This is a genomic window from Sporosarcina luteola, from assembly GCF_023715245.1.
GTDB classification, from domain to species: domain Bacteria; phylum Bacillota; class Bacilli; order Bacillales_A; family Planococcaceae; genus Sporosarcina; species Sporosarcina luteola_C.
In genome coordinates, this window is sequence record NZ_JAMBNV010000005.1 from 66,687 (window position 1) to 92,705 (window position 26,019).

General features: G+C 39.8%; 22 protein-coding genes and 1 pseudogene. 4 read left to right on the forward strand and 19 right to left on the reverse strand.

The annotated features are described in order from the left end of the window. The first annotated feature begins 187 nt into the window (after positions 1-187). The 3 genes from M3152_RS16305 (at position 188) to M3152_RS16315 (ending at position 1,626) form a co-directional block, all read left to right on the forward strand. Positions 188-505, forward strand: a complete 318-nt coding sequence (locus M3152_RS16305) for a thioredoxin family protein (RefSeq protein ID WP_251696871.1) — start codon at positions 188-190, stop codon at positions 503-505. 121 nt (positions 506-626) lie between these two features. Continuing rightward, positions 627-1,082, forward strand: a complete 456-nt coding sequence (locus tag M3152_RS16310; RefSeq protein ID WP_251696746.1) for an STAS domain-containing protein — start codon at positions 627-629, stop codon at positions 1,080-1,082. A 25-nt stretch (positions 1,083-1,107) separates the two neighbouring features. After that, a complete protein-coding gene (locus tag M3152_RS16315; RefSeq protein ID WP_251696748.1) occupies positions 1,108-1,626 on the forward strand; it encodes a hypothetical protein in 519 nt (172 codons plus the stop codon). Positions 1,627-1,775: 149 nt separating this feature from the next. Here the strand turns inward: M3152_RS16315 and M3152_RS16320 are convergent, their stop codons facing one another. From M3152_RS16320 to M3152_RS16335, 4 genes are all read right to left on the reverse strand, one after another. Then, the gene (locus M3152_RS16320) at positions 1,776-2,666 is read right to left on the reverse strand and encodes a 5'-3' exonuclease (RefSeq protein ID WP_251696750.1); all 891 of its coding nucleotides are present in this window, start codon (positions 2,664-2,666) and stop codon (positions 1,776-1,778) included. A gap of 364 nt (positions 2,667-3,030) precedes the next feature. Beyond that, positions 3,031-4,509 carry a histidine ammonia-lyase gene (gene hutH, locus M3152_RS16325; RefSeq protein WP_251696752.1) on the reverse strand — a complete coding sequence of 493 codons (1,479 nt, stop codon included), beginning with the start codon at positions 4,507-4,509 and terminating at the stop codon, positions 3,031-3,033. 168 nt (positions 4,510-4,677) lie between these two features. Then, on the reverse strand, positions 4,678-5,985 hold the full coding sequence (locus tag M3152_RS16330; protein ID WP_251696753.1) for a DUF4179 domain-containing protein: 1,308 nt from the start codon (positions 5,983-5,985) through the stop codon (positions 4,678-4,680). Continuing rightward, positions 5,960-6,532, reverse strand: coding sequence for a sigma-70 family RNA polymerase sigma factor (locus M3152_RS16335; RefSeq protein ID WP_251696755.1), 573 nt, complete (start codon positions 6,530-6,532; stop codon positions 5,960-5,962). Before M3152_RS16335 ends, M3152_RS16330 begins: the two co-directional genes overlap by 26 nt. A 129-nt stretch (positions 6,533-6,661) precedes the next feature. Here M3152_RS16335 and M3152_RS16340 point away from each other — a divergent pair, with 129 nt between their 5' ends. Continuing rightward, positions 6,662-7,345 carry a hypothetical protein gene (locus tag M3152_RS16340; protein WP_251696757.1) on the forward strand — a complete coding sequence of 228 codons (684 nt, stop codon included), beginning with the start codon at positions 6,662-6,664 and terminating at the stop codon, positions 7,343-7,345. 117 nt (positions 7,346-7,462) lie between these two features. On the opposite strand, the gene M3152_RS16345 is transcribed toward M3152_RS16340, so the two are convergent. From M3152_RS16345 to M3152_RS16415, 15 genes and pseudogenes are all read right to left on the reverse strand, one after another. Continuing rightward, on the reverse strand, positions 7,463-8,533 hold the full coding sequence (locus tag M3152_RS16345; protein ID WP_251696759.1) for a polysaccharide deacetylase family protein: 1,071 nt from the start codon (positions 8,531-8,533) through the stop codon (positions 7,463-7,465). Beyond that, complete coding sequence (locus M3152_RS16350) at positions 8,502-10,112, reverse strand: GNAT family N-acetyltransferase (RefSeq protein WP_251696761.1); 1,611 nt, start codon at positions 10,110-10,112, stop codon at positions 8,502-8,504. The genes M3152_RS16345 and M3152_RS16350 overlap by 32 nt, the downstream gene beginning before the upstream one ends. A 107-nt stretch (positions 10,113-10,219) precedes the next feature. After that, positions 10,220-11,893 carry a GNAT family N-acetyltransferase gene (locus M3152_RS16355; RefSeq protein WP_251696763.1) on the reverse strand — a complete coding sequence of 558 codons (1,674 nt, stop codon included), beginning with the start codon at positions 11,891-11,893 and terminating at the stop codon, positions 10,220-10,222. A gap of 75 nt (positions 11,894-11,968) precedes the next feature. Then, positions 11,969-13,450 (reverse strand): lipopolysaccharide biosynthesis protein, encoded by a 1,482-nt coding sequence (locus tag M3152_RS16360; protein ID WP_251696765.1) that lies wholly within the window; start codon positions 13,448-13,450, stop codon positions 11,969-11,971. A 100-nt stretch (positions 13,451-13,550) separates the two neighbouring features. Beyond that, a complete protein-coding gene (locus M3152_RS16365) occupies positions 13,551-14,657 on the reverse strand; it encodes an aminotransferase class I/II-fold pyridoxal phosphate-dependent enzyme (RefSeq protein WP_251696873.1) in 1,107 nt (368 codons plus the stop codon). Between the two features lie 72 nt (positions 14,658-14,729). Further along, positions 14,730-15,317: pseudogene (locus M3152_RS16370) on the reverse strand (sugar transferase); the annotation flags it as partial. A 3-nt stretch (positions 15,318-15,320) separates the two neighbouring features. Continuing rightward, complete coding sequence (locus M3152_RS16375; protein WP_251696767.1) at positions 15,321-16,490, reverse strand: glycosyltransferase family 4 protein; 1,170 nt, start codon at positions 16,488-16,490, stop codon at positions 15,321-15,323. Continuing rightward, the gene (locus tag M3152_RS16380) at positions 16,490-17,770 is read right to left on the reverse strand and encodes a nucleotide sugar dehydrogenase (RefSeq protein WP_251696768.1); all 1,281 of its coding nucleotides are present in this window, start codon (positions 17,768-17,770) and stop codon (positions 16,490-16,492) included. Before M3152_RS16380 ends, M3152_RS16375 begins: the two co-directional genes overlap by 1 nt. A gap of 11 nt (positions 17,771-17,781) precedes the next feature. Next, a complete protein-coding gene (locus tag M3152_RS16385; RefSeq protein ID WP_251696770.1) occupies positions 17,782-18,795 on the reverse strand; it encodes an NAD-dependent epimerase in 1,014 nt (337 codons plus the stop codon). Beyond that, positions 18,792-20,591, reverse strand: a complete 1,800-nt coding sequence (asnB, locus tag M3152_RS16390; protein ID WP_251696772.1) for an asparagine synthase (glutamine-hydrolyzing) — start codon at positions 20,589-20,591, stop codon at positions 18,792-18,794. Before asnB ends, M3152_RS16385 begins: the two co-directional genes overlap by 4 nt. A 26-nt stretch (positions 20,592-20,617) precedes the next feature. Continuing rightward, positions 20,618-21,814 (reverse strand): O-antigen ligase family protein, encoded by a 1,197-nt coding sequence (locus M3152_RS16395; RefSeq protein WP_251696774.1) that lies wholly within the window; start codon positions 21,812-21,814, stop codon positions 20,618-20,620. Positions 21,815-21,891: 77 nt separating this feature from the next. Beyond that, positions 21,892-23,700: a polysaccharide biosynthesis protein gene (locus tag M3152_RS16400; RefSeq protein WP_353056625.1), complete on the reverse strand. Its 1,809-nt coding sequence runs from the start codon at positions 23,698-23,700 to the stop codon at positions 21,892-21,894. A gap of 29 nt (positions 23,701-23,729) precedes the next feature. Beyond that, positions 23,730-24,497 carry a tyrosine-protein phosphatase gene (locus M3152_RS16405; RefSeq protein ID WP_251696776.1) on the reverse strand — a complete coding sequence of 256 codons (768 nt, stop codon included), beginning with the start codon at positions 24,495-24,497 and terminating at the stop codon, positions 23,730-23,732. 47 nt (positions 24,498-24,544) lie between these two features. Then, positions 24,545-25,249: a CpsD/CapB family tyrosine-protein kinase gene (locus M3152_RS16410; protein ID WP_316044318.1), complete on the reverse strand. Its 705-nt coding sequence runs from the start codon at positions 25,247-25,249 to the stop codon at positions 24,545-24,547. Beyond that, positions 25,242-25,982 (reverse strand): YveK family protein, encoded by a 741-nt coding sequence (locus M3152_RS16415; protein WP_251696879.1) that lies wholly within the window; start codon positions 25,980-25,982, stop codon positions 25,242-25,244. The genes M3152_RS16410 and M3152_RS16415 overlap by 8 nt, the downstream gene beginning before the upstream one ends. Positions 25,983-26,019 lie beyond the last annotated feature (37 nt).

Sequence of the window (26,019 nt, forward strand, 5' to 3'; positions counted from 1 at the left end):
GAATGAACACTCATTCATTTTACAGGCAAAAAAAATAGAAACGTTATCTATATCTATCAGTCTATATCATTCTCTTCTTTTTCGCAATATTGAAATGCATGAATTTCCTATTTATTGTTATGGGCATTTTATTATCTTCATTCATAAAAAGAAGGTACACTATATATAGTAAAGGAGTGTGTTCATGATGAAATCAATTACAACTGCCGAGGAATTCAACAAGGTCATCAACAGCGAAAACAAATCGCTAATCAAATTCCAAGCGGGCTGGTGCCCTGACTGCACACGCATGGATATGTTCATCGATCCAATCGTCAAAGACTATGATATGTATACATGGTATGACGTGGACCGTGACGTGTTGCCTGAAATCGCTGAGAAATATGAAGTGATGGGAATTCCGAGCTTGCTCATATTCCAAAATGGGGAAAAGAAAGCGCACTTACATAGCGCAAATGCAAAAACTCCGGATCAAGTAACCGATTTTCTTGAAACTGTGAACTGATTCCAAAATCATAGGAATAATGAGTAGAGGAGTGGCCGATTTGGCCCACTCCTCTATTATTATGCCTTTTTTCAGTTGGTATATCGTATAATAAGAGAAAACGCATATGCTGAGGTGCAAAATGGATTACGAAAAAGAAATAGAAAAATATAAAGAACGAATCACAGTTTTGGAACAAACGATCAAAAAATCATCTGTGCCAATCATTTCTTCCATTGTCGATGACACAATTCTTGTGCCAATTGTCGGCTATACCGGAACGGAACGATTTGAGCTGATCCGTACACTTGTATTGGAATATCTAGACGAGAATCGCGGCGTGAATTGTGTCGTTTTCGATTTTACGGCTGCTGATTTGAATGAAAAAGAACTGCATGATTATGACTCGCTCGCGCTTGAACTGCAAATGCTGAACAATACGTTGAAGCTAATGGATGTCCGTCCGATTTCAGTCGGTTTCAACCCGTTAATTGTTAGAAAGATCATTGCTGCCGGCGTCCAAATGGAATTCGAATCGTATATCAATTTCAGAATGGCACTTAAAACCCTTCTGAAAGAGAAAAGAGTTACATTGTAAATCCTTTTCATGGAGGGATCAGCAAATGAAACAGGTGGAAGGTTTTCAAGGAAAGTCACAATACGGCGACGATATCGATAAGCGTTTCCAACCTTCCGCATGTGGTCCGGTCACCGCTTTCACCATCCTCCGCCATCATTTTCACGATTCGGGCATCCAAGTGAATGATCTCTACCGTATGCTCGGGGGGACTCGGATTGGCCTGTTCAAATGGCGTTTCATCCGGAATCTCCGCAAACTGTTAGGTTCCCGATGGCGGGTTGAAAAGTGTCGGATTGAAGAAATGAAGGAAGAAATCAATGAAGGACGGCCAGTTGCGGCAAAGTTCGATAAATGGTTCTCTTTTCATTGGTTCGGCAATTATGCTTTCGATTATCATTGGGTTCCGGTCGTCGGCTACAAGGAATGCGAAGGCGGACTCATTTTACTCGTCCACGATAATGGAGGGCGGAACCGTGAAAGCCGCATCCGCGAAATCGCCTATGAACCTAACCGGCCCATCCTTTCATTTGTAAAGATCAGAAAAACCACTGCCGAAAAGTAGGCAGTGGTTTTTGATTGTTTACATTTAAACGCGCATAAATATCTTCAAACACGCATAATTGCTCGCAAAAGTCCATAAACACTTCTAAAAGCGCATAAACTCCCTCAAAAGCTCATAAAATGGAAATCTCACGCATAAACCGCCAACGATTACGCAATCAGCTCCGGAAATAACGAGTTCAACTGTCTGACAATCATGGAATAGCCCTTTTCCTCCAAGTGTTCTCTCGCTTCAGAGTAATCAGGGAGGCTCAATTGCTCGATCGGGTCATTGAAATCGAGCTCGCAATGGATTTGCGCGAGTTGTTTCGATAAGAGCAGCATATCCATATCCGTTTCAATCTTCTTTCTCATGCCTGGAGCTAGTTCTCCAATTGACTCAATGACACTTTCAACCGTTCCGTATTCCTTTACGAGTTTCAAAGCGGTTTTCGGGCCGATCCCTTTTACACCCGGATAGCCGTCGCTCGCATCTCCCGTAAACGCCTTCACTTCCACGAACCGCTCCGGTGCAATCTCGTATTCTTCAACAAAACGGTCTTCCGAATAAATATCGTACACATTATAGCCTTTCTTCATGAAAGCGATGCGCACACCTGGACGCAGCAGCTGTAAAAGATCCTTGTCTCCTGTGACGATTGTGATATCCGCCTTGCCTTCCCATTCGCAGACGAGCGAGCCTATCAAATCGTCGGCTTCCATTCCTGGAATTCCATAATTCTTCCAACCGATCAGCTCGGACACTTCCCGCGTCATATCAAATTGCGGTACGAGTTCTGGCGCTGGTGCTGGGCGGTTCGCTTTATATCCATCGAAAAGATCATTCCTGAACGTATGCGCCCCCATATCCCAGCAGACCGCCATATGGGTTGGATTGAAAATCGAAGCTGCAGTCAAAGCATGGCGGGCAAAACCTTGAACGCCATTTGTCGGGACTCCATCATCGTTCGGAAAGAAATGTCCCATTGCGGACGTTGCAAAAAACGATCTGAATAATAAAGCCATGCCGTCTATAAGCAAAATATGTGGTTTATTCTCCACTAAGTTATCCTCCTCAAATCTTTATCTCGTAAACGTACTTTCTCCAATACTTCAATGATAGCAAACTTTGCCTTGTGTTTGAACAGGTTGAGTCGATTTGAACGAATGAGAAGTATTTCCATGAAAAACGAAAACTTCCCGGCAGGAACGAGAACTTTATGGGGATTAATGAGAAGTCTTCTGGATTAATCGAGAACTTATCAACTTGGATTGAGAACACTTGCCAATTAGACGAGAACTGCAGCAAGGGGGCTTCACTTTGAGCGCGAACTGACTTGCTTTGAGCGGCCCTGTACCATTGATCAACAAAAGAGGCTGACTCAGAAAGTCAGTTTTCACCTACCTTCCGCTCAACCTTCGCTGCTCACATATTCAAGTAGTCTGCGATCTTTTCAATATCCGGTCCAAAAACCCGGTCTTCATCAATTGGGGTTACGACATGCAGAAGACCTTCCAACGCCTTCCGTGTTTTCGGCGCCATTTTTTCGACGCCTCGGAACGTGCAGCCGGTCATTGCGCATAATGCTTCGATAGCTAAAACATTTCTGGCATTCTTAATAATTTGCTGTGCATGCCTTGAGCCGATTGTCCCCATCGACACATGATCTTCTTGGTTGCCGGATGAAGGAATTGAGTCGACGGACGCTGGATGCGCCAACGTTTTGTTTTCCGACACAAGGCTTGCTGCCGAGTATTGCAATATCATAGCTCCCGATTGCAGCCCAGGCTGTGGACTAAGGAAAGGTGGCAGGCCTTCATTTAAATGCGGATTGACGAGTCGCTCAATGCGGCGCTCGGAAATATTTGCGAGCTCAGCCACACCGATTTTCAAGAAGTCCATCGCGAATGCGATCGGTTGCCCATGGAAATTCCCTCCGGATACGACAACCTCACCTTCTTCAAAGATGAGCGGATTATCAGTTGCCGCATTCATTTCAATCTCCAGTTTTTCCTTCACATACGAAAGCACTTGCCAGCTCGCTCCATGGACTTGCGGAATACAACGGATTGAATAAGCGTCCTGAACACGCTTTTCCCCCTGCACCGTTGTCAATTGGCTATCATCTAGCCAATCCAACATTCTCGACGCGACATCCACTTGCTCTTTATAACCGCGCGCTTCATGAATGGCGGGATGGAAAGCATCAGTAATTCCATGCAACGCTTCCATTGTCATAGCGGCAATCCATTCGCTGCTGTACGCAAGTTTTTCCGCCTCCAGGTAATTGACTGCGCCTTGCGCGGTCATAGCTTGCGTGCCGTTAATTAACGCAAGCCCCTCCTTTGCTTCAAGGACAATCGGCTCCATCCCGAATTCCCTCCACACTCGCTCAGCCGGAATATGCCCCCCATCACGCCAAACGAACCCTTCCCCTAACAGAACTAGTGCCAAATGGGATAGCGGCGCAAGGTCTCCTGACGCTCCGAGTGATCCTTGCTGCGGGATGACCGGGTGAATTCCGTTATTCACCATGAAAGCAAACCGTTCCAGCACTTCAACCCGGATTCCTGAGAATCCTTTCATTAGCGCATTCAACCGCAGAACGACCATGGCCCGTGAAACAGTTTCAGAAAAATGTTCACCGACGCCGCATGCATGTGAGCGGATCAAGTGCAGCTGCAAAGCCTTCGTATCCTTTTCGTCGATTTTGACATCGCTGAATTTGCCGAAACCGGTATTGATGCCATACACAGTCTTGTCATTCTGAACAATCCTATCGACCGCTTCTCTGCTCTTTTGAACACGTTCCAATGCATTGGCATTTAACACTACCTTATTCCCTTTATATAAAATACCTTCCATTTGTTCGAGTGTAAGAGTAGATCCGGTTAATTCAATCATTCAAACCATCCTTTCGGCTAGAGAATATCATCTGTTACTGTCCATCGTACACGATGCCAAAAGGATTTTGGTGATTTTTACGAAGATTTGTTCTATAGTAATGTGATGTTGTTTTAGTGTGCTGATGTAATGAAAAATCCACGGATAACAATTATCCGTGGATCCAAGCTACTTGATTTTGATTTTTACGTCGCCTTTAATGTAGGACGGATATGCGTGCAATGGAAATTTCAAAGGATTTTTAAATTCCACGTCCGGCAATTCCAGTCCAAAGTAATTGATATCGTCAGCACCGGGGTAAAAGGATCCAGACTTCGGAGAAAGTGCTTTGCCTTCTACATCATAAAAAGTTGAAAACGGGTCATGATAGTACCCTTTTCCGCCTTTCAATTCAATTTCCAAATGCGAGCCAGTTATCTTTAAGTTGTTGAATCTTTCGTCCCTTGGCTGCTTTAAGATCTTTTGCGTCTCTGTGTCGATGATCAATTCGGCTTCGTCTTTATCCATCGCCATCAGCTTGTTGAACTGGAGGTAAAGATGTTGCGTATCCCTGAAATAATTACTTTGCAGGAAGTAACTAATAACAGGGGAATCTTCACTCCAGCTTGCTGATGATCCGTTTTTAATGGCGCTCCATACCTCACCTTTTTCATCCACAATTTGCAAGTCTTCGAATCCGAAGATTTTTTTCGTATTTTCGGCGTCGTATTCTACCTCCACAGCTGTCTTTATTGGTCCAATTGTGATTGAGTGGATGTGGATTTTCTGTCCATCGACGACAACAGTTTTGTTAACTGCATATTGTTCTCTTTTCACGGGTTTCAATTCCACTTTAAAAGGGATTTGAATTGTCTCAATTACTTGACCATCTCTAATGTCATCAGCAAATCGATACTCCAAAATCATTTCTTCTGTCGGCACTGGACCCTTAAATTTAATCTCTGTCGTATTGGTCGCTAATAAGTCATTTTTGGGGTTCCACGACGTACCAAAGGATTGATCATTTGGGATTTCCTTCCCGTCGGTATCGAGTATTCGATATCTATTTAAATATCGTTCAGGGTGCTTTTTATTATTCTCGATTTTTGAAAAGACGATCAAACTCGTTTCATCGGTAATAATGCCTTCGAGTGTGACTTTTACGCCTTCTGTTTCGCCTGTTGTCCCGATAATTTGGTAGTGCTCATTTTCAATTGCCATTTGAATTCCTTTATTGTCTTGGATTAGCTCGACAATTCCTGAAAATCCTGGAATCGATGACACGGCATTTGCAAAGGCAGGAGATACTCGGATAGATGTGACAAAAACGAGCATAAGAATGGCAGCTACAGCTGTAGACCACAAGCCACGTTTTAAAAAGCCACGTTTTTTATTTTCACGATTTCTTTTAGCTGTTTCGAACCCGATTTGTATAGCTTGGTCCAATCGTTCCGCAGGGACTTCCCTCTTCTCAATTTCCTCTTTCCACTTCTTCAATTTTCTTTCCTCTTCCGGCAAGTTGACCCTCCTCCTTTCCATCGAAAAATGATCGTAATGATTTGACTGCTTTATATAACCTTGTTTTCACGGTTCCTTCAGGCGTAGATGTCATATCGGCAATGTCTTTGATTTTGATATCATGGAGATATTTGAGATGCACTAATTGCCGATCTTTTTCTGATAAATGACTAAGTGCCTCTTCCACTTCCATGTATGTGAAATCATCGCTAATCCCTTTTAATTCACCCATGCCTTCATCAAACACATAACGCTTCTTTTTTTGAAGGACGTCATTACAATGATTCATCATAATCCGGATCAGCCATGTCTTTGCATATTCCGGCATGCGCAACGTTTTTATTTTCTCAAAGGCGCGCATTGTCACTTCCTGTACAGCGTCCAACGCGTCATCTTCGTTTTTCAAATAGGCGAGTGCTGTTCTAAAAAGCGCTTCTTTATTCAAAGTGATTAACTGCAAAAACGCCTCATCATCTCCATGAATGGCCCTTTTTGCAATTTCTTGCTCAGTTTCTTGCTCAGCCAATTCCCCACCTCCAATTGCCCTCTATACATTAGACCCCAATACACGAAAAAAGTTTTCATACCCAAGAGTCCAACCCATTTCTTTCATTGTTACATAAGATAGGAGGAATCGCTTGAAGGGAGAGACATGATGACGAATACGAATAATTTCGGGGATGAACAATGGTATCCACAGTTGCCTGAAGGCTATACAGGGGGGGCTGATGGAATGCAAGGACAGGGGATGGGAGGATTTATGCCAGGCACCGGCATGCCGAACTACGGCATGGACTGGATGTCCGGCATGGGCATGCAGAATTTCGACATGAATTATGGAGGTTCGGCAGCTCAGTTGCCATTCGGTTCTCCAGGATTTCCAGGCGGAGGGTTTCCTGGGCAAGGCAGACCTGGATTCCCAGGCGGAGGGTTTCCTCCGGGACAGGGCGGATTTCCTCCTGGTCAAGGTGGATTCCCGGGCGGAGGATTCCCGGGAGGAGGATTCCCAGGACAGGGCGGACCTGGATTTCCGGGTGGCGGATTTCCAGGGCAAGGCGGCCAAGGCGGCCAACAAGCGCCATCTTCCCCACCGCCGAACTACACACCGTCCTATCCAGGCGGTAATCAACCATCACTTTTCGCTGTCGACCCAGGCGCAATCAGAGGATGCTTGTTCAGGTATACGTTTGTTTGGACTTCCAGACGGAACGGTTTCTGGTACTTCCCTACATTCGTCGGCCGTACGTCTGTCGCGGGATACCGCTGGAGACCAAGCCGGCGCAGATGGGAGTATTTCGGAATCGATTTGAATCGGATTGACCAGTTTACTTGTTTTTAAAACAGGAAAGAAAAGACCGACTCTATTGAGCCGGTCTTAACAGAAATATTCATTTTCCAAACTAAACCTCCATCCAGTTCAATCTCGGATGGAGGTTTTTCATGGAACATAAGTTGATCATTCTCTTTTCACCTTCGATACTAAGTCCGAGGCTTCCGCCATACTAAGGCTCTCAAAGCCGTATTCATTCCTTAAATTTGATACTAGCTGGAGAATCTCAGTCAAAAACCGAATGTTTTCATCGATGTTTTTACCGAAATTATGAGGATGCCACCAAAGGTGAAATACTTCACCTTTCTGAGCGGCATACGTTATGCCTTTTTTAATTCTTCGTAAACGCAAAGGCTCCAATATTCTCAACTTGGCAATGTAAGGACGTAAAAATCGGCTAGAAGGCAAATTTACGACAGGTTTTGTCTCAACTTCCGAAATTCGATACGTATCATGTCCGCAAACATTCAAATAACTATCCAATAATCTAAGCGCTCGTTTCATGATCCCTTCGCTATGGTAACGACTTGCCCTATAAGGCCAACCTAGTTCATTACCTCTATAGCATTGAATTCCATACTTTTTACAAACTTGTAAATAACTTTGATTCGTCTGGTTTCTAGGAAACACTATCGATTTAAAGACATGGCCGTTAGAGTTAGCTATTCGTAACGCAGCTTGTAAATCTGCTTCAAAGCTTTTTTCGTTTTGTCCTTCTTCTAAACAATAATAATGCGAAAATGTGTGGGTCGCAATTTCCTGATTCGGATAATTTTCAATTTGCTTTATCAAAGATTTTGCATAATGAAACGGATCTATTAACTCATTTTCTCCAACAACATTTAGTTTTTTATATGGCGAAAAATTACTGTTTTCGTAGTTTGGCTGGAGCGATGGTAAACTATCCAACAGCTCTTTTTTATTTTCACAAAAGAGCATTCCAACGGTTGCCCAAGTAGCATGAATATCGAAGCGGTGAAATAATTCAAGCATTTGCGGTATTGCTTCTCGAACCCCAAGCAGGTTTTCTCGATACTGTTCTAATGAAATAACATCATGTACGCCCCAATTCAATTCAAAATCAAGCGAGATGATGATTGCGCCTTGTTTGCTCATGCTTTTTTTTCTGAATATAAATTCTCCTAACCTATTGTAATGGTATATGTTATTCAAAATCCTTGCTGATTTCTTGTACAAAACCAAGGAATCTCCTTTTGAACACATATTTGCTTATCGTAAATCCTACACCTTCCAATTTGGCTCTTTTATATTTTGAACGAGCTTCCACACTCACATACAACGTATTCACCGCGTTGTTTCTTTTTACAAATGAGCATATCTTCTCTATATTATCAATCGACCAATGCTGAATGAATGCAGATTTTTTATGAAGTTCTTCTGAATAGGATATGCTTTCGATACGCATGACTCTTTCATTCATCCAAAATATTGAATGAATCGACAAACAATCTACGGGGTAGTAGCCTGTGTAACCAGCAAATATCTTTTTACAAACTTCCTTCAAATAGCTATTGGCAATACTAGGACAAGTAACAGCATCTCCTATCGTCAATTCGATAAAATCTCCGGAATCAAATAAACCTGGAATGTCTTTTTTCTCTATCTTATATACAATGTACTTCTTTCTTTCGTATAAATACTTTTTGACACGAGTCAAATACGCGACTAATTCTTCCTTTATAGTTTTAGATTCTGTATTGAATACATTCCTACTAACATAAAGCAGCTTCCCAATTGTATTGCGGATAAACAGGACGAAGCTGTAATTTTTCTTCATTCGCTCAAGCAATGATTCTTTCAATGTGAAAAAGTGACGAACAGTCTTTCCAATCAACGAGTTAGATGAGAAAATCATTTTTCTTGTATAATCTTCACCTGTATTCAATTCGAATTTGGATGGTTCATACCCAATACTTAAATCAAATATTGTCACTGCATTTTTCATACATTGTAATGTCTTTTGCTTTTCAAGTATTATTCCAGGTCCGAATACGTGGAAATCATCATCATAACCCTTTACATACCCAACAAATCTTCCCCGGCAAAGGAAACCATACTGAAAAGCGATCATCTTGTCGTTGATGTAAAGTCCATCAATTTCCGTTTGCATCGATCCATCCTGAATACCGGCAAGACCTCGAAAAAACTCTTTACCTTTGTCACTCGTAAATCCACTTGTAGACCTTCTTTTCTTCCACCTTTTTTCAAACAGGTGAAAGACTGAATCCATTTCTTCTGGGTTGCTTCGTAAAAACTTCACTGCTCCATTTTTTCGTAATCGCTTTTCCCTTTTGTCAATCCGATGGAGTCTTTTTCTTTTATCGCTATATTGTTCAAGCTCTATTTCTTGTAGATGAATGTATGGGGTAATTACTCGATGGATTGAAAAAGCAGATTTCCTTTTCTGTACATAAGCTTCTAAACTATCAGATGTCTTGTCACTCTCAAGTAATCCATGTAAGTAAAACACAACATTCTTTTGTACTTTTATCAATTCGTCAAATACGAATTCGATAACATCGTCTAACAAATGTTCGTATACAACGAAATTCATGTAATTTGCAAGTCCGAAGGCTATAAAAGTATACGTATGACTAAACCATCTTGTTTTGTGGATAAAAGGGAAAAATCCAATCGGTTTTTCATCTAGGATTACGAGCATAATTTCTACATTGTATTCATCGCCAAAATGTTTCCACCATTCATAAACCCAAACAAATTCGACAAATGGGTTTGTATTTTGATTTTCCTCCAATATGAGCGACCAATCATTCCGGTACTGTTCAAGTTGTTCCAGTGATGTAATCCGTGTGAGCTCCATACTTTCCCCCTTTCAATAGTATGAATTGTCCTGCTAATTTTTCATTCAATGATTTCATACTTTTCATTTCCAAAAAATGTTCGTTTGTAGATTTGTTTGCAATTGGAAAAACCTGCAGTTACGAGTACTCTAGCATCATTTTCCGAATGATCTTTTACAGTTACAAACACTGTATTCGCTTTGTTGCTTTTCTTGACAAAGGAGCATGCAGCCTCCAAGTTCCCATCATGCCAATTCTTGAAATGAATGGCTTTTCTCCCGAGGCGTTCACTATAGGAAATAGGGCCAATTCGGAGTACCTTATCATTCATCCAAACTATATCTTCAAATGCTAGATCTCCAGCCGGATAATACCCCTTATATCCTCGATACATCTTTTCGCAAATTTCCTCTAAATGTTGCTCGGAAATAGCTGGACTGCTCATCGCGTCGTTGATCGTCAATTCGATAAAGTCATTAGCGTTTTCTCCTACAGGTACGTCTTTGTTCTCCATTCGATAAACAAAATAACGTTCTTTTTCATATAAGAATTTTTTTACGCGAATGAAAAACTCTTGTATTTCTCCTCTTGCACCTGCCGACTCTTTTTTGTTGAATAGGTTACGGAAAACAAATAGAATCTTACCGATTGTAATTCGGATAAACAGTACAAATTCATAGTTCTTCTTCAGTCGTTCGATCAATGATTCCTTCATTGATAATAAGGATCGTGTCATTTTTGCGGTCATTGCAGGAGATGAAAAGATCATTTTTCTCGTGTAATCCACATTTGTATTCAATGCAAATTTGTATGGTTCATAGCCGATACTTAAATCAAATACCGTCATCATATCTTTTTTGCATTGCAATATTTTTTCCCTTTCGAGTACTCTTCCCGGGCCAAACGGTTCAAAGTTATCATCAAAACCTAAGACATACGAAAGCACTCTTCCCCGACATTTGAATCCGTAATGGAAAGCAATCATTGTGTCATTAATGTAAAGTGCATCGAGTTCCGTTTGCATTGGGCCTTCTTGAATACCGACAAGACTTCGATAAAATTCTTTATCTTTGTCATTCGTAAATCCGCTTGTGTCACGCTTTTTCTTCCATCGTTTGTCATGTAGTTGAAAGACCGTTTCCATTTCTTCTTGTGCGCTCCGCGAAAACTTTACTTCTCCATTCTCTCGTAACCGCTTTTCTCTTTTATTAAGCCGGTGAAGCTTCTTTCTCTTTTCCATGTATTCTTCAAGCTTTATATCTTGTAAATTAATGAATGGGGTGATGACTCGGTGAAGTGAAAAAACTAAACTTCGTTGTTGTAAATAATCCTCAATAATACTTGGTGTTTGACTACTTTCAAGTAATCCATATAAGTAGAACACAATATTTCTTTTCTCTTTGATCAGTTCATCAAATATAAATTCGATAACTTCCTGTAACAAATGATTGTATACAACAAAATCCATATAATTTGCGTGACCGATGGCCATAAAAGAATACAGATGACCAAACCATCGTCTTTTGTGAATGAAGGGAACAAATCCTATAGGCCTATCATCCTTTTTGACGAGCATGATCTGCATATCATATTCATCCCCAAAATGCTTCCACCATTCATAAACCCAGACAAATTCAATAAACGGATTTGTGTTCTGATTTTCTTCTAATATGAGCGACCAATCATCCCGGTATTGTTCAAGTTGAGCCAGAGTTGTAATCCGTGTGAGCTCCATAATCTCCTCCTCTAAATAGCATGAGTCGTATCAAACTAATTTCTCATTCTATTTTTATACATTTTTTTACTAAAATCACCGTCGTCCACTGAACCCCTTAACTTTCTTTACTACCGGCAAAACCATTTGATACAGTGTATTCAACTCTTGTACTCTCAATATCTTGCTAATAATTATATAAATTGCAATACCAATGGTTATTTGACTAATAAGTTGCAGTAGATCATTACCATCCATGAATCTTCCAACCTCAAATACTACAAATCCCATCATAAAAGAGATTAAAAAACTTGGTAGTAGATCCTTTATCTGTTCTATAGACGAATACTCGATTTCTCTCGACGTATAGTACGAATTTATTAAAAAAGAAACAAACGAGCTAATAACTGAAGTCCATATTAAACCGATAATGCCGAACCCAAACACTAAAGAAAGTACAATCAAAATCGCCAATAAACTCTTTTTGATAATCTCCATTTGCAAAATTAAGTCCGATCTTCCCTTCACTTGAAGAACATTTTGATTGATTGAGTGAAGTGGATAGAACATACCCGCAAAGCATAATAATTGAAAATAGGCAACTGAAGGAATCCATTTATCGCCAAATAATACAATAAACAGCGGTTTCGCGATTGCTGCTAAACCAACCATTAAAGGAAAGTTAATAAATGCTGAAGTCTTGATAACAGACTTAAATCCATATGTCATACGTTCTTCTTCTTGTTGAATGCTACTAAGAACTGGATAGGTGACTCGCTGCACGGTCGAAACGATAGCGAATGAAGCAAGGTCTTTAATTTTAACTGAGTTTGTATAATAACCAAGTTGATTTGTGAGATGCATTTTTCCTATAATAACGAAATAACTATAATAAAAAAGAGTATCAATAAGTCCTGATAGTAATAATTTGTATCCAAAACTATAAAATTTTTTAAATGATTGGACCTTAAATGTCAAAGATGGTATCCACTTATTAAAGTACCAAAGTAGTACCGTCTGAATAGATTGCAAAGCGATCATATTCATAACGAGGCTCCAAACACCAAATCCTGACATTGCTAAAAATATTGTGAGACCTCCAGAAATAATTACAGCGATGAGACTTATCTTTGTTAATGTTTTAAAATCCACTTTCTTCACTAGCATTGCTTTTTGAATAATTGCTAATGCATTGATGACAAGTACTAAGGTAATTACTCGAATGATGTTTGTCAGTTGGGGTTCTTCGAAAAATACACTGAACATATTCGCCGTACTAAATAAAATTCCGTAAATGACTAGCGAAATAAATAAGTTGAAATAAAAAACAGTAGAATAGTCTTCTTGGGTCGTATTCTGATCTCGTATTAACGCTTGGGAAAATCCACTATCCACAATTGCGTTGGAAACGGATATAAATACTAAAACCATCCCAAGAATCCCAAAATGCTCTGGAAGCAGTAGCCTAGCAAGAATAATCTGTACGAGAAATTGTATGCCATGGTTCGCCAGTAAATCCGTGAAACTCCAAAAAACCCCTGTGATTGTTTTACTTTTTAACGACATCGGAGTCGGCATTTTTTCACCTATTTTTTATATTGATAACACCTTTTGTACGCTATTTCATGAAGATACACATGAAATATTTTGCCAATAGAGATGCGATTTCATCGCATCTCTATTGTAGTTTCTTTCTAATTACACTAATAACCCTTTCCTGCTCTTTCACAGTCATGTTCGAACCGGAAGGCAGACAAATTCCTCTCGCAAACAAGCGTTCACTAACGATTTCATCCTTTGCATGTGGATAAAACTTACATCCTGCAAACAACGGTTGCATATGAAGCGGCTTCCAAACCGGTCTCGCCTCAATATTCTCCACTTCAAGAGCATCAATCAGTTCATTTACCGTTACGCTCAGTAGTTCCGGATTCAATTCCATCGCAGTCAACCAACGATTTGAATAGGTCCCTGCCAGCTCCGGCATGAGTGAAACACCTTCAATTCCTCCAAGTGATTTTTCATAACGGGCAAACACGGCTCTTCTTGCCTTTACACGATCATCCAGCACCTCTAACTGCGCACGGCCAATCCCTGCTAGAATATTGCTCATACGATAGTTATAGCCAACAGTTTGATGCTGGTAATGCCTAGCTTTCTCTCTCGCTTGGGTTGCTAAAAAGCGGGCACGCTCCACTTTACCATCGTCATCGGATACGAGCATCCCGCCTCCTGAAGTTGTAATGATTTTGTTGCCATTGAATGAAAAGATGCCAAACTTACCAAACGAACCGCTTTTCTTTCCCTTATAATAGGAACCAAGTGATTCCGCAGCATCTTCAATTACGGGAACTCCATACGAATCACAAATTGCCATCAGTTCATCCATCTTTGCACTTTGTCCATACAAGTTAACGATCACAACGGCTTTTGGAAGCTTCCCTTTTAGTTGTGCCTCCTCCATTGCACGTGTTAATGCAACAGGTGACATATTCCACGTCTCATATTCGGAATCTACGAAAACGGGTTCACCGCCAAGATATAAAATTGGGTTTGCACTTGCAACAAATGTCAAACTTGAACAGAAGACGATATCTCCTTGTCTAACGTCCAACAACTCCAAAGCAATGTGGATTGCGGCAGTCCCGGATGTCATAGCAGCTGCTCCGGTAGTTCCACTATACTTGGCGACTTCTTTCTCAAATTCATCTACATTCTTTCCAAGTGGCGCGATCCAATTTGTTTTAAAAGCTTCATCTATATATTTCTGCTCGTTCCCACTCATATGTGGTGTTGAGAGAAAAATTCTTTTCGGCTCCAAATCATTACTCCTCTTTTCGCCCAATATCGTTTTAAGGATATAATTTATATCTCTCAAAAAATCATAATTCCGAACATACTCCACGTTCAGTTTCACTTTATCAGGAAAAAGGATATGATCATTATGCCATTCAGGATCACCTACGTTTGCCAATATCTGTTCTTCATTTTTATATTTAAGAGAAGCAGGTCCAGTAATTCCAGGTCTTATCGTTAAAATGATCCTATCTTCCCCTGTTAACGTATCCGCATAGCCAGGGACATCCGGTCGAGGGCCCACAAAGCTCATATCGCCTTTCAATACATTCAATAGCTGAGGCAACTCATCAATTTTTGTTTTCCTGAAAAACCGGCCACATATAGTGATTCTTGCATCACGGCTTGTTGTTACCGTAGACCCTTTATACTTTTCATCTTTCATTGTTTTTATTTTAATCACTTTGATAATCTTACCGTTTTTACCTACACGTTCTTGTATGAAAAAACCACTACTTCTCGTTTCGATTGAAGCAATTAGGAAAGCTATCAGTATAATCGACGCTGTCATGATGATCCCTATTATAGAAAACAGAAGATCAAAAGATCGTTTTACAATCCTCTCAAAAAAAGTAAGATTGTTTTTCATTCCTCACTTCCTTGGTCTTTTGTTCAGTGACCTTTCCTCTCTAAATTGGTTAAATACTTTCATCTGTCTTTCTAAAACTACTTTCTCATTGAACTCTTCCAGAAATAGTCTTCGTGAATTTTCCCCGAACAGCTTCAACTTGGTCTCATCTTTCAATATTTCGATAATCGTATCCGCTAATGAGTTACTATCTTTAGCCTTGCACAAGTATCCGTTAACATCAGGAAAGACTTCTTCTCTGCATCCCCGGACATCAGTCGCGACAATCGGTTTACCCATTGCCATCGCTTCAATGATTGAACGTGGCAACCCTTCACGGTAAGAAGGCAACACAAACAAATCCGCTGCACATAATAGTTCGGGTATATCCTCTCTCATCCCTAAAAGTTGAATCCTTTCTTTTGTTTCAAAAGGCATTGATTGAATAAGCTGTTCAACATTCATCCCATCCCGATCCCCAGTAACTGAATCGCCGACGATCAGTAATGTTGCGTCCTTTATTTCGTTCAGAACCAAATGAAATGCTTCAATGAGTTCAACGATGCCTTTTTCCCTTACTAATCTCCCAACAAATATAATTACTTTTTCATCGTTACTACCTAATGACTCTCGACTCTTCTCTCTGCTGTATAATTCCGGGTTAAATCGATTACCCGAGACACCATTGCTAATATGAATGAGGTTTTCCGGCTTTTGAAAGCATTTCGCTAAGGCCAATTCATAATCTTCTTTGCTTTGGAAGAAAAGTTTATCTGTAAAATACTTAGCCCAAATCTTTTCGAGCCAATAATTAATTTTATAGGGTATTGGTTTCATATTTTCGTGGAAGTAAAATCCGTGGGCAGTATAGACGCTTAACGGTACGTTAACCAATCGTGCTGACACTCTTGCAACGAGACTGGCAACTGGGGTATGTGAGTGGACGATGTCAAATCTTTCTTTTCTTATCAATTTCACTAATGCGACCATGCTTTTAAAGTGGCTAAAGACATTCATATTTCGTTGAAACGGTATGTGGTGAACCACATAGCCATCCTTTTCAACTTCATATCCAGTCTCATCTTTATAACAAGCGATATGGACATCGTATTTCTGTTCAATCATCTCATCTACAAGTGGCAGCAAAAACTTCTTTACAGTAAAGCTTACATTGGTAATTTGTAAAACTTTCATTATAATCTCCATAAATGAATCTGTTCTGGCTTTCTTGCCTTGTCAAGTACACTCTTAATATCCATAACAATTCCTTTACCATGTTTTAATAATCGATCGAACTGGGACCACCCTTCATTGACATACTCCATATGAGATACTGCCAAAACAACGGCATCCGCAGGTGGTAGTTTGTCGTAAGGTGTCAGTGAGAGTTGATATTCAGACAATGCCTCATTAGAATCTGCGTGCGGATCGGCTACTTGCACTTCCACACCAAATTCCTGCAGCTCCCGAATTACGTCTATTACTTTAGAGTTTCGAAGATCTGGGACATTCTCTTTAAATGTCAGTCCAAGAACAGTTACCTTTGCACCTTGCACGGGCAGATTGAGCTTTATCATTTTTTTTACCAATGCCCTCGCAATATAACGTCCAATCCCATCATTTATTCGACGACCGGCCAGGATGACTTCTGGATAGTGGCCGACAGTCTGTGCTTTATGGGTTAAATAATAAGGATCCACACCAATACAGTGACCACCAACTAAGCCTGGAGAAAATTTAAGGAAATTCCATTTCGTGCCTGCCGCTTCCAATACTTCTGCCGTGTCAATCCCGAGGCTATCGAATATCAAGGCTAATTCGTTCATAAGTGCAATATTAAGGTCTCTTTGCGTATTTTCAATTACTTTTGCTGCTTCCGCTGCACGAATTGAACTGGCTTTATATACACCCGCTTGGACAACATCGCTATATACTTGAGCAATAGTTTCCAAAGCTTCAGGCGTTTGACCCGATACGACTTTTGTGATTTTCGTAAATGTATGTTCTTTATCACCTGGATTAATACGTTCTGGAGAATAGCCGACGAAAAAATCGACGCCCGATTTCAGGCCTGAATGCTTCTCTAATTCAGGTATGCACTCTTCCTCTGTAACGCCTGGGTAAACGGTTGATTCGAATACAACGATTGCTCCCTTTTGAAGGTTTTTGCCCACTGTTTCGGAAGCACGTAGTAAAGGTGACAAATCAGGTTGTTTATGTGCAGTGATCGGTGTGGGAACGGACACGATCAAAAAGTCAGACTCCTTCAATCTGTCACTATCAGACGTGAAATCAATCTGTGCTTCCCTTAAATCATCCACCGCTACTTCATTTGTATAATCGACACCGGTCTGTAATGCGGAAATACGATGTTCATTTATATCAAAGCCGATTACCGGGTGTTTTTTTCCGAAAGCAACCGCCACAGGTAACCCTACATATCCTAAGCCGATAACAGCTATTTTTCTATTCATCACAGACCCTTTCACAACTTTATTTGATAATACGCCAAATACCAGTCGACAAATTTGCCGACACCATCTTTAATGGATGTTTTCGGTTTGAAAACGATTTCCTTATACAAGTCATCGACAATTGCATAAGTGGCAGGAACATCTCCATCCTGCAATGCCATGAAGTTTTTAATCGCTACTTTTCCTAGTTTTTCTTCAATCGCAGAAATGAAGTCCATCAAGTTCACAGGGCTATTATTTCCGATGTTGTATACTTTGTAAGGGGCATAGCTTGTGCCAGGATCCGGATTTTTCCCAGACCAATCCGGATTAGGCATTGCAGGTTTATGAAGAAGACGGGAAATGGACTCTACAATGTCATCCACATATGTGAAGTCGCGCATCATTTTTCCATTGTTAAATATATCGATCGGCTTACCTTCAATAATGTTTTTTGTAAACTTGAAGAGAGCCATATCCGGTCGCCCCCATGGTCCGTATACCGTAAAGAAACGAAGACCGGTCGTCGGTAAATTGTAAAGGCTGCTATACGTATGTGCCATCAGTTCATTCGCTTTCTTTGTCGCAGCATATAAACTAAGAGGATGATCGACCGTATCGTGCACGGAGAATGGTAATGTCGTATTTGCCCCGTAAACTGAGCTGGACGATGCATATAGTAATTGCTTTACATTATATTGACGACACATTTCCAACACATTGATAAAGCCAACAATATTCGTATCGATATATACGTAAGGATTCTCAATGCTGTATCTCACGCCCGCTTGCGCAGCTAAATTCACAACGATATCGATTTCATTTTCGCTGAATACCGTTTGAACTTTCTTTCGGTCTACCAAATCAGCATGATAAAACTTGAAACATTTATGAGGAATTAGTTTTCCTAAACGCGCTTCCTTTAACGAGGTTTCGTAATAATCGTTCATGTCGTCGAATCCTATGACTTCATGACCCATTAACAACAGTTTTTCTGATAAATGATAGCCAATAAAACCGGAAGAACCCGTAACTAAGATTTTCATTTTTCTCCTCCCTCAACATTTCTAAGGAAGTTTTCATGCCATTTGTGCAAAACAATTAGACTCCATATAAGATTCGCGTGATTTTTTTTACTCTTCATATGTTCTTCAATGATTGTTTCGACTGTATCAAAATGAACGAGATTTACTTTTTCTACTGTTTCTCTCGTCAAAGAGGAAACTACCAATTCTTTTAGTTCGGTCTTGAACCATTCAGCTAATGGGATCTCAAATCCCCTCTTTTTAGCGGTTAGTATTTTATTGGGAAGCAGGTCTGAAAATGTCTCCTTCAAGATGATTTTCCCGTTTGCACGACGCATTTTAAATTTCAATGGAATTTCATATGCTAATTCCACTACTTTATGGTCAAGAAAAGGTGATCGTATTTCCAACCCATTTATTTTGCTCATTCGGTCAGTCTTGACTAACATGTCATTCGGCAAAGCGAATTTGAAGTCTGTATACATCATCCTGTTCACTGACTCATTTGTATTTAAATAAGAGAAGTAGTCAGACAACTGCTCTTCTACCTTAAACCTGTTTATTGATTTATGTTTAACTAATCGGGAAATCTGATCCTGGTCGTATGATTCCATCAATTTAACATGCATTTGAAAAATTTCAGTCGTAGCGCTTCTCGTAAACTTATTTGCTTTCCTAGCAAATGCAGTAATTGGATTTCGTTTGTCTTCCGGAATCAAATGTAAAGGAGCTTCAATTAACTTCTCTCTTATCATCTTTGGTATTTTAGAATACAGTTGTTGGTAATAGACACTTGTGTATTTATTATATCCAGCAAATAATTCATCCCCTCCATCACCGCTTAAAGCGACAGGGGTATGATGTTTAGTGAGTCGGGAAACATAGTAAGTTGGGATCGCGGAAGAATCGGCAAAAGGTTCTTCCAAGTTTTCAATGATTATTTCGATGACTTCATGTAAGTCATCAAATTCGATAAATAGTTCATGATGATTTGTATTATGCAATGCGGAAACAGTCTTTGCTAAAGCTGACTCATCATATTGCTTTTGATCCTTATATCCAATCGTAAACGTATTTACGGGCTTAGTTGACTGTTCAGCCATCAAACCTACAACAATACTCGAATCAATGCCTCCGCTTAAAAAAGCACCAGCCGATTCTTCGCTCTCCATACGCTCTCGAACAGAGCTAGTCAATGTCTCTCTTACTCGTTGTTGTATGGTTCGATAAGGTCCATCTTTTTCGGTAGCATCCGGGTTTACATCCCAATACTTTTTTATTGTTAACGTATCGTTTTCCAAGGAATATTTGATAGAATGCCCCGGCATTAATTGAAAGACATTCTTAAATATTGTCATCGGCTGCGGGATATAATAAAAACGCAAGAAATTCTCTACGGCTTCGTAATTGATTTCTTGTTCGTTATGAGCCATTATCTTTTTCAGTTCGGATCCAAATAGCAACTGATCAAGCCCATTGCAATAATAGTACGGTTTTTTCCCTACTCGATCTCTAACCATTACTAGTTCCTTGTTAGATACATCCCAGATTGCTATCGCAAACGTTCCATGCAAGTAATTAATAAAACCTTCACCGTATTCTTCATATACTTTAAGGATTAGTTCAGAATCCGAATTGGTTTTAAATAGGTAATTATTTTTTTCTAATTTCTTTTTGAGTGCTAGAGCATTGTAAATTTTGCCGTTAAAAGCAATTATTTTAAAATCACTTTCAAATAGCACGTCATTGTCATGAAAATATAATTCAGCGCTTGATTTATTTAAAACACCATTAAAGCCGGCCATTACTAAGTCCATCCCTCCCCAAGCAAATAAAAGAAGCTCTACCCGATTTTGCTCCCTACACCGAATCGCATTAATTCCTGTTTATGATTCGTTAACAATAGAAGAAATAACACAAACCAAATAATCGGCTGCCTCATGACATTATGAAAGTTAGAAAAAATTAATACTTGTAGTAATAAAATTAGATAGTGCAAATTTTTTCCGGAATTAATGATCGCCCATAAGAATAGTAATAGGATAACGATTACTCCAAAAAGACCTAACATCGAAAGTAAGTCAATTAACGTATTGTGCGCTTCAAATCCTTCGAATGGAGAGGTTAATCCGGATTGTGATTTAGTTCCATTACCAATTAAAGGTGATTTCAAAAATGCTTTTATTCCGTTTTCCCATAATATAAATCGGATAGATGATTGATTGCTCACTTCATTAAACGAATTTGAAACATTTTTAAAGATGTCTAATGCTATTTTCAGCATACTGACAAGAAATGAAAGCACGAAGATATTTACGATTACCTTAAGGTGATTTTTAAATTTTATCTTTTTGATGAATATAGCGTAACTATAGATAAAAAATGATAGGATCCAAGCTAAAACGAGTGCATCACTTTCGATTTTCAATCCTATCCAGACAACTGCCACGATATTTAAAATGCCTATTGGAATGGATATTCTTTTTCTGCTCATTAAATATAAAGAGATAATTGGTAGGATGAGGGTTAATAAAGCTAATTGATTGGGGTTAAGAGAAAGTCCACTAAATCTAGTTGAGTAATAATAAAAGAAGTCTATATAGAAGAAGTTACGAAAGACCAATAAATACAATAAGCAGAGGTAAATATATGCTTGCGAGTAAATGTAGAAATGTAAAGCAGCCTTTTTTAATACGTTTTGATAGTCGGGTAAATGGACGATTAGAATAATTAATCCGATCGGGAGTAAGTATGCAATTGTATCCCTTAAGTCTATTATTTCAATTGTCCCTTTTAATGCGCCGAACAAATTTGAAATGAAAGCCGATAGTACAAATGAATATAAAAGAGAAACAAGTTTAATGCTTTTTTCAGTTACATATATCTTTTGGTTTTTGGCCAGTTGGATGATCAGGAGTATCGCTGTGATGAGTAATAACAGTTCCCCTATACCAACAGGACCAATAAACCTTATTTTCGTAAAGGTAGTAAAGCTTAATGCGATGCCAAGAAGGATGGGAATCATTTTGTTTGAATTCATTATGATTCTCCCTCGTTCGTCGAATGATTTTTTCACGAATCCCCTATGCTGCCCCATTCAATCAATGGATATTTGTTTTATGCTTCAGTCGTTTTATGGTTAGCTAAGTCAATCAACTTCTTCTTCATCTCATCTGTCGGAATCTCCAGGAGTTTTTCAAGCACGATGTTCAATTCCTTCTTGCTCATTGGTGCTGACTTCCCTACATAAATCTTAGGGAAAATTTGATCGTTTTGAATTTCATCTTCATTTAACAGCTCTTCAAAAAGTTTTTCGCCTGGACGAATTCCGGTGAAAATGATATCGATTTCATCTTCTCGATACCCCGAGAGTTTAATCAAGTTCTTCGCCAGGTCGACTATTTTGACCGGTTCACCCATGTCGAGTACAAAAACCGCCCCCTCCATAGCGAGCGTACCAGCCTGAATGACAAGTTGAGAAGCTTCGGGGATTGTCATAAAATATCTTGTCATCTCAGGATCTGTGATAGTAATTGGGCCGCCTTGCTTAATTTGCTCTTTAAACAACGGGACTACACTTCCGCGAGACCCTAACACATTCCCAAAACGCACTGCAGCAAACTTCGTTTTACTCTCTTTCGCAAGGTTCTGCACAATCATCTCAGCGAATCGTTTCGACGCACCCATAATATTCATAGGGTTAACTGCTTTGTCGGTCGAGACCATGACAAAATAGGAGACGTCAAATGCATCTGCCGCTTCAGCGACATTTTTCGTGCCGAATATGTTGTTTTTGACGGCTTCTGTTGGGTTTTCTTCCATTAAAGGGACATGTTTATATGCTGCTGCATGATAGATGACATCCGGCTTGAACTCACTGACTACGTCAAAAATCCTCATTCGGTCTTTGATATCAGCAATCACTGGAATGATGGTTGTAGAAAACTCTATACTCTTTCGTAATTCCATGTCTATGTTATAGATTGAGTTTTCACCATGGCCTAAAAGTATGATGTTCTTAGGCTTGAATTTACTCACTTGCCGACAAATTTCTGATCCTATTGACCCTCCCGCGCCTGTGACGAGAATTGTTTTATTTGAAAGCTTTTCTTCGATTGCTTTCAAGTCGAGCTCAACTTCTTCTCTACCGAGGAGATCTTCTATTTTCACGTCGCGCATGTCAGTGACGGAAACTTTTCCAGTCATCAAGTCCTCGATGCGTGGTATTGTCATTGTCTTCACACCGGTTTCAATACAGATTTTCAACAGATCCAACATAACCTGTTTCGCAAGGGAAGGAATAGCTATTACTATCTTTTCAATTTCATATTCTTTTACTAGTTTTGGAATATCCTTTGTACCGTGTACGACTTTCAAGCCGTAAATCTCCAATCCACTTTTAGAGCGATTATCGTCAACGAAGAGTATGGGTTTCATTCCTGATTCGGGGTTCTGAAGGACTTGGCGAGCTATCATTGTCCCTGCCTTGCCTGCTCCGACAATCATTATGCGGGTTGTCTCGATGTTCTTTTGTCGGTTGACCGTGTCACGCATGAGTCGAAAAGAGAATCTCGATCCGCCGATTAAAAGAATATGTATCATCCATGTAAGAATGAGTGCCCTAAAGGATACTTCATGCATAAGGACAAATTGGACGATCATGACAACTGTAATGGTCATTGTTACTGCCTTCAAAATCGAATACAGCTCCCCAGTGGAAGCATAGGACCAGTCTTTCCTATAGAGTCCAAACTTCCATGCGAAGAAGTGATGTCCAATTTGAATTGTGACGACACTTATAAAGAGCATTTTGTTTGTAAATACATTGATGTAAGGATGCAAGATGAAATACCCGACATAGATTGAAAATAGGACGATAAGGGAATCGACAATTGCTAATATACTCATTCTCATTCTGATTAACACGAGACCCCCCCTGAGTTCTATACTGGATTTTAGTTGATTGGTTTCCACCATTTTTTCATTGCCGGAATTTCCGGCTCTAGAATGATGAAAGGTTCGTCTGTTAAAATACGTTTGTTGTTCTTTAGTAAGATGTCAATACTATCAAGTTTTTTCTTTTTTTCTAGATAGTTGAGTCCTGCAATGAACAATAATGGTCTTGTTTTTGTATCATGAACATCCGATCCATATGTATGGATTAAATTCGCTTCGACGAGTTGAATTGAAAGTCTTTGAACACTTTTCCCGAACTGACCTGATAGGCTACCTGCATTCACCTGTGCAAGGGCACCATGCCGGATTAGCCGTTCGAGTCGCGCGGGCTTCTCAGCAATGGCTCTATTCCGTTCGGGGTGTGCAATAATTGGTGAAACTCCGTTTTCAAGCATTGATTGTATGACACTTTCTGTATAAAGCGGGATAGATTGTGATGGCAATTCGAGTAGTAGATAACGCGATCCTGCTAGCGTCATCGCTTCACCCTTTATGACGTTTTCTACGACATGTTCATGGAGCCTCACTTCCTGTCCGGTGTGAAGATTGATTGGATACCCCCCTGCTTGCAAACAATCTGTAAGAAGTCGAATTTGCCCTTTGATTTCCTCTTTTGGGACATGGTAATGAGGACTGAATGCATGTGGTGTTGCAATCATATCTGTAATTCCTTCCTTCGCTGCTCTTTCCACAATTCGTATTGTATCCTCTATTGTTTTCGGTCCATCGTCTACACCAAATAAGATGTGGCAGTGAACGTCAATCATTCATTTCACCTCCCTAGCAATAATAGAGTAAAGATTGACACGGCCAATTACTCTTTAGCACTATTGTAGTTGTAATAGTAATGGTCTTTTTCAAGTTTGTAATTGTTCAAAATGACTCCTAAGACATTAGCCTTAGAATTCTCCAACAATCCCTTCGCCTTTTTAGCATTGTTTTTCTCAGTTTCTCCAGAACTGACGACTAAAATTGTTCCATCACATTTATTTGAAAGAATTTGGGCGTCAGCAACTAAAAGAATCGGAGGTGCGTCGATGATGATAATGTCATACTTCGACTTCATTTCAATGATCAGATCTTCCATCACTTTTGAACTAAGGAGTTCGGCGGGGTTTATAGGCATCTTCCCACAAGTAACAAGTTCCAGCCCTTTGAAATGGGTTCTCTTGATTACCTCGTCCAAACCCCTCTGTTTTGTTAATAAATGGGAGAGACCAGGCGAGATTGTCGATTTAAACGTATAATGTGTCGTAGGTTTTCTCATATCCGCATCAACTAGAAGTACTCTCTTCCCAGCTTGCGCGAAAACAATGGCGACGTTTGCTGCCATTGTCGACTTACCTTCCCCAGAGGAAGAAGAAGTGAAAAGAAGAGTCTTTACCTTTTTGTCAGGACTCAAAAAATTAATATTCTCTCGAATCATTCTGAATTGTTCTAAAGTAATGGACTTAGGCGCATCTCTCGTAACAAGTTTTCGTGACGCTGTTTGCGTGTTTTTCTTTCTCTTCTTAAACACCCTGCCTTCCCCTTCTCCATATCCGACCTAATAACCCTTTTATTTTATTGACATCCACTTCTGAAATCGGACTTACAATCCCAATAACCGGAAATCCTAATAATTCTTCAATGTCACGCTCGGTTTTAACCGTCATATCTAAATAATTTATGAGGAACGCCATTCCTACTCCTATCATCAATCCACTGACAGCCGCGATTGTCATATTAAGCAACGGATTTGGCTTAGCAGGTGTTGGATTCTCGAGATAGACAGCCGGCGAGAGGATGTAAACGTTATTAACGTTCATTAGTATTTGGATTTCCTCTTGGAGAACTTCTACAATTGTATTGGCTATATCTACAGATCTATAATGTTCCGGATCGTTAACACTAATTTTTATCACTTGGGAGTCTTGTGTAGTTTCGACCTTTATCTTTTTTTCAAGTTTAGCCGGTGTTGTATCCAAGTCCAGATTTTCAATGACCTTCGTGAGAATTGCGGGGCTTTTGATAATGACGGTATATGTATTAATGAGTTGAATATTCGTCTGAATATCCTGCGCATTAACTTGGATTTGTTCCGTCTGTTTTTGATTGATAAGGATTTGTGTTGACGCTTGGTAAATAGGTGTCAAGAAAAGGTAACTTATAATTCCAGATAGTATCACTGCTAATAGGGCCGTACTAATTATGAATACGGACCGCCTTTTTAAGACTCTAAACAAATCATGTAGACTGATCGTTTCTTCAATAGGCATAATACTCCCCTTTACAGCGGATTGTCATAGC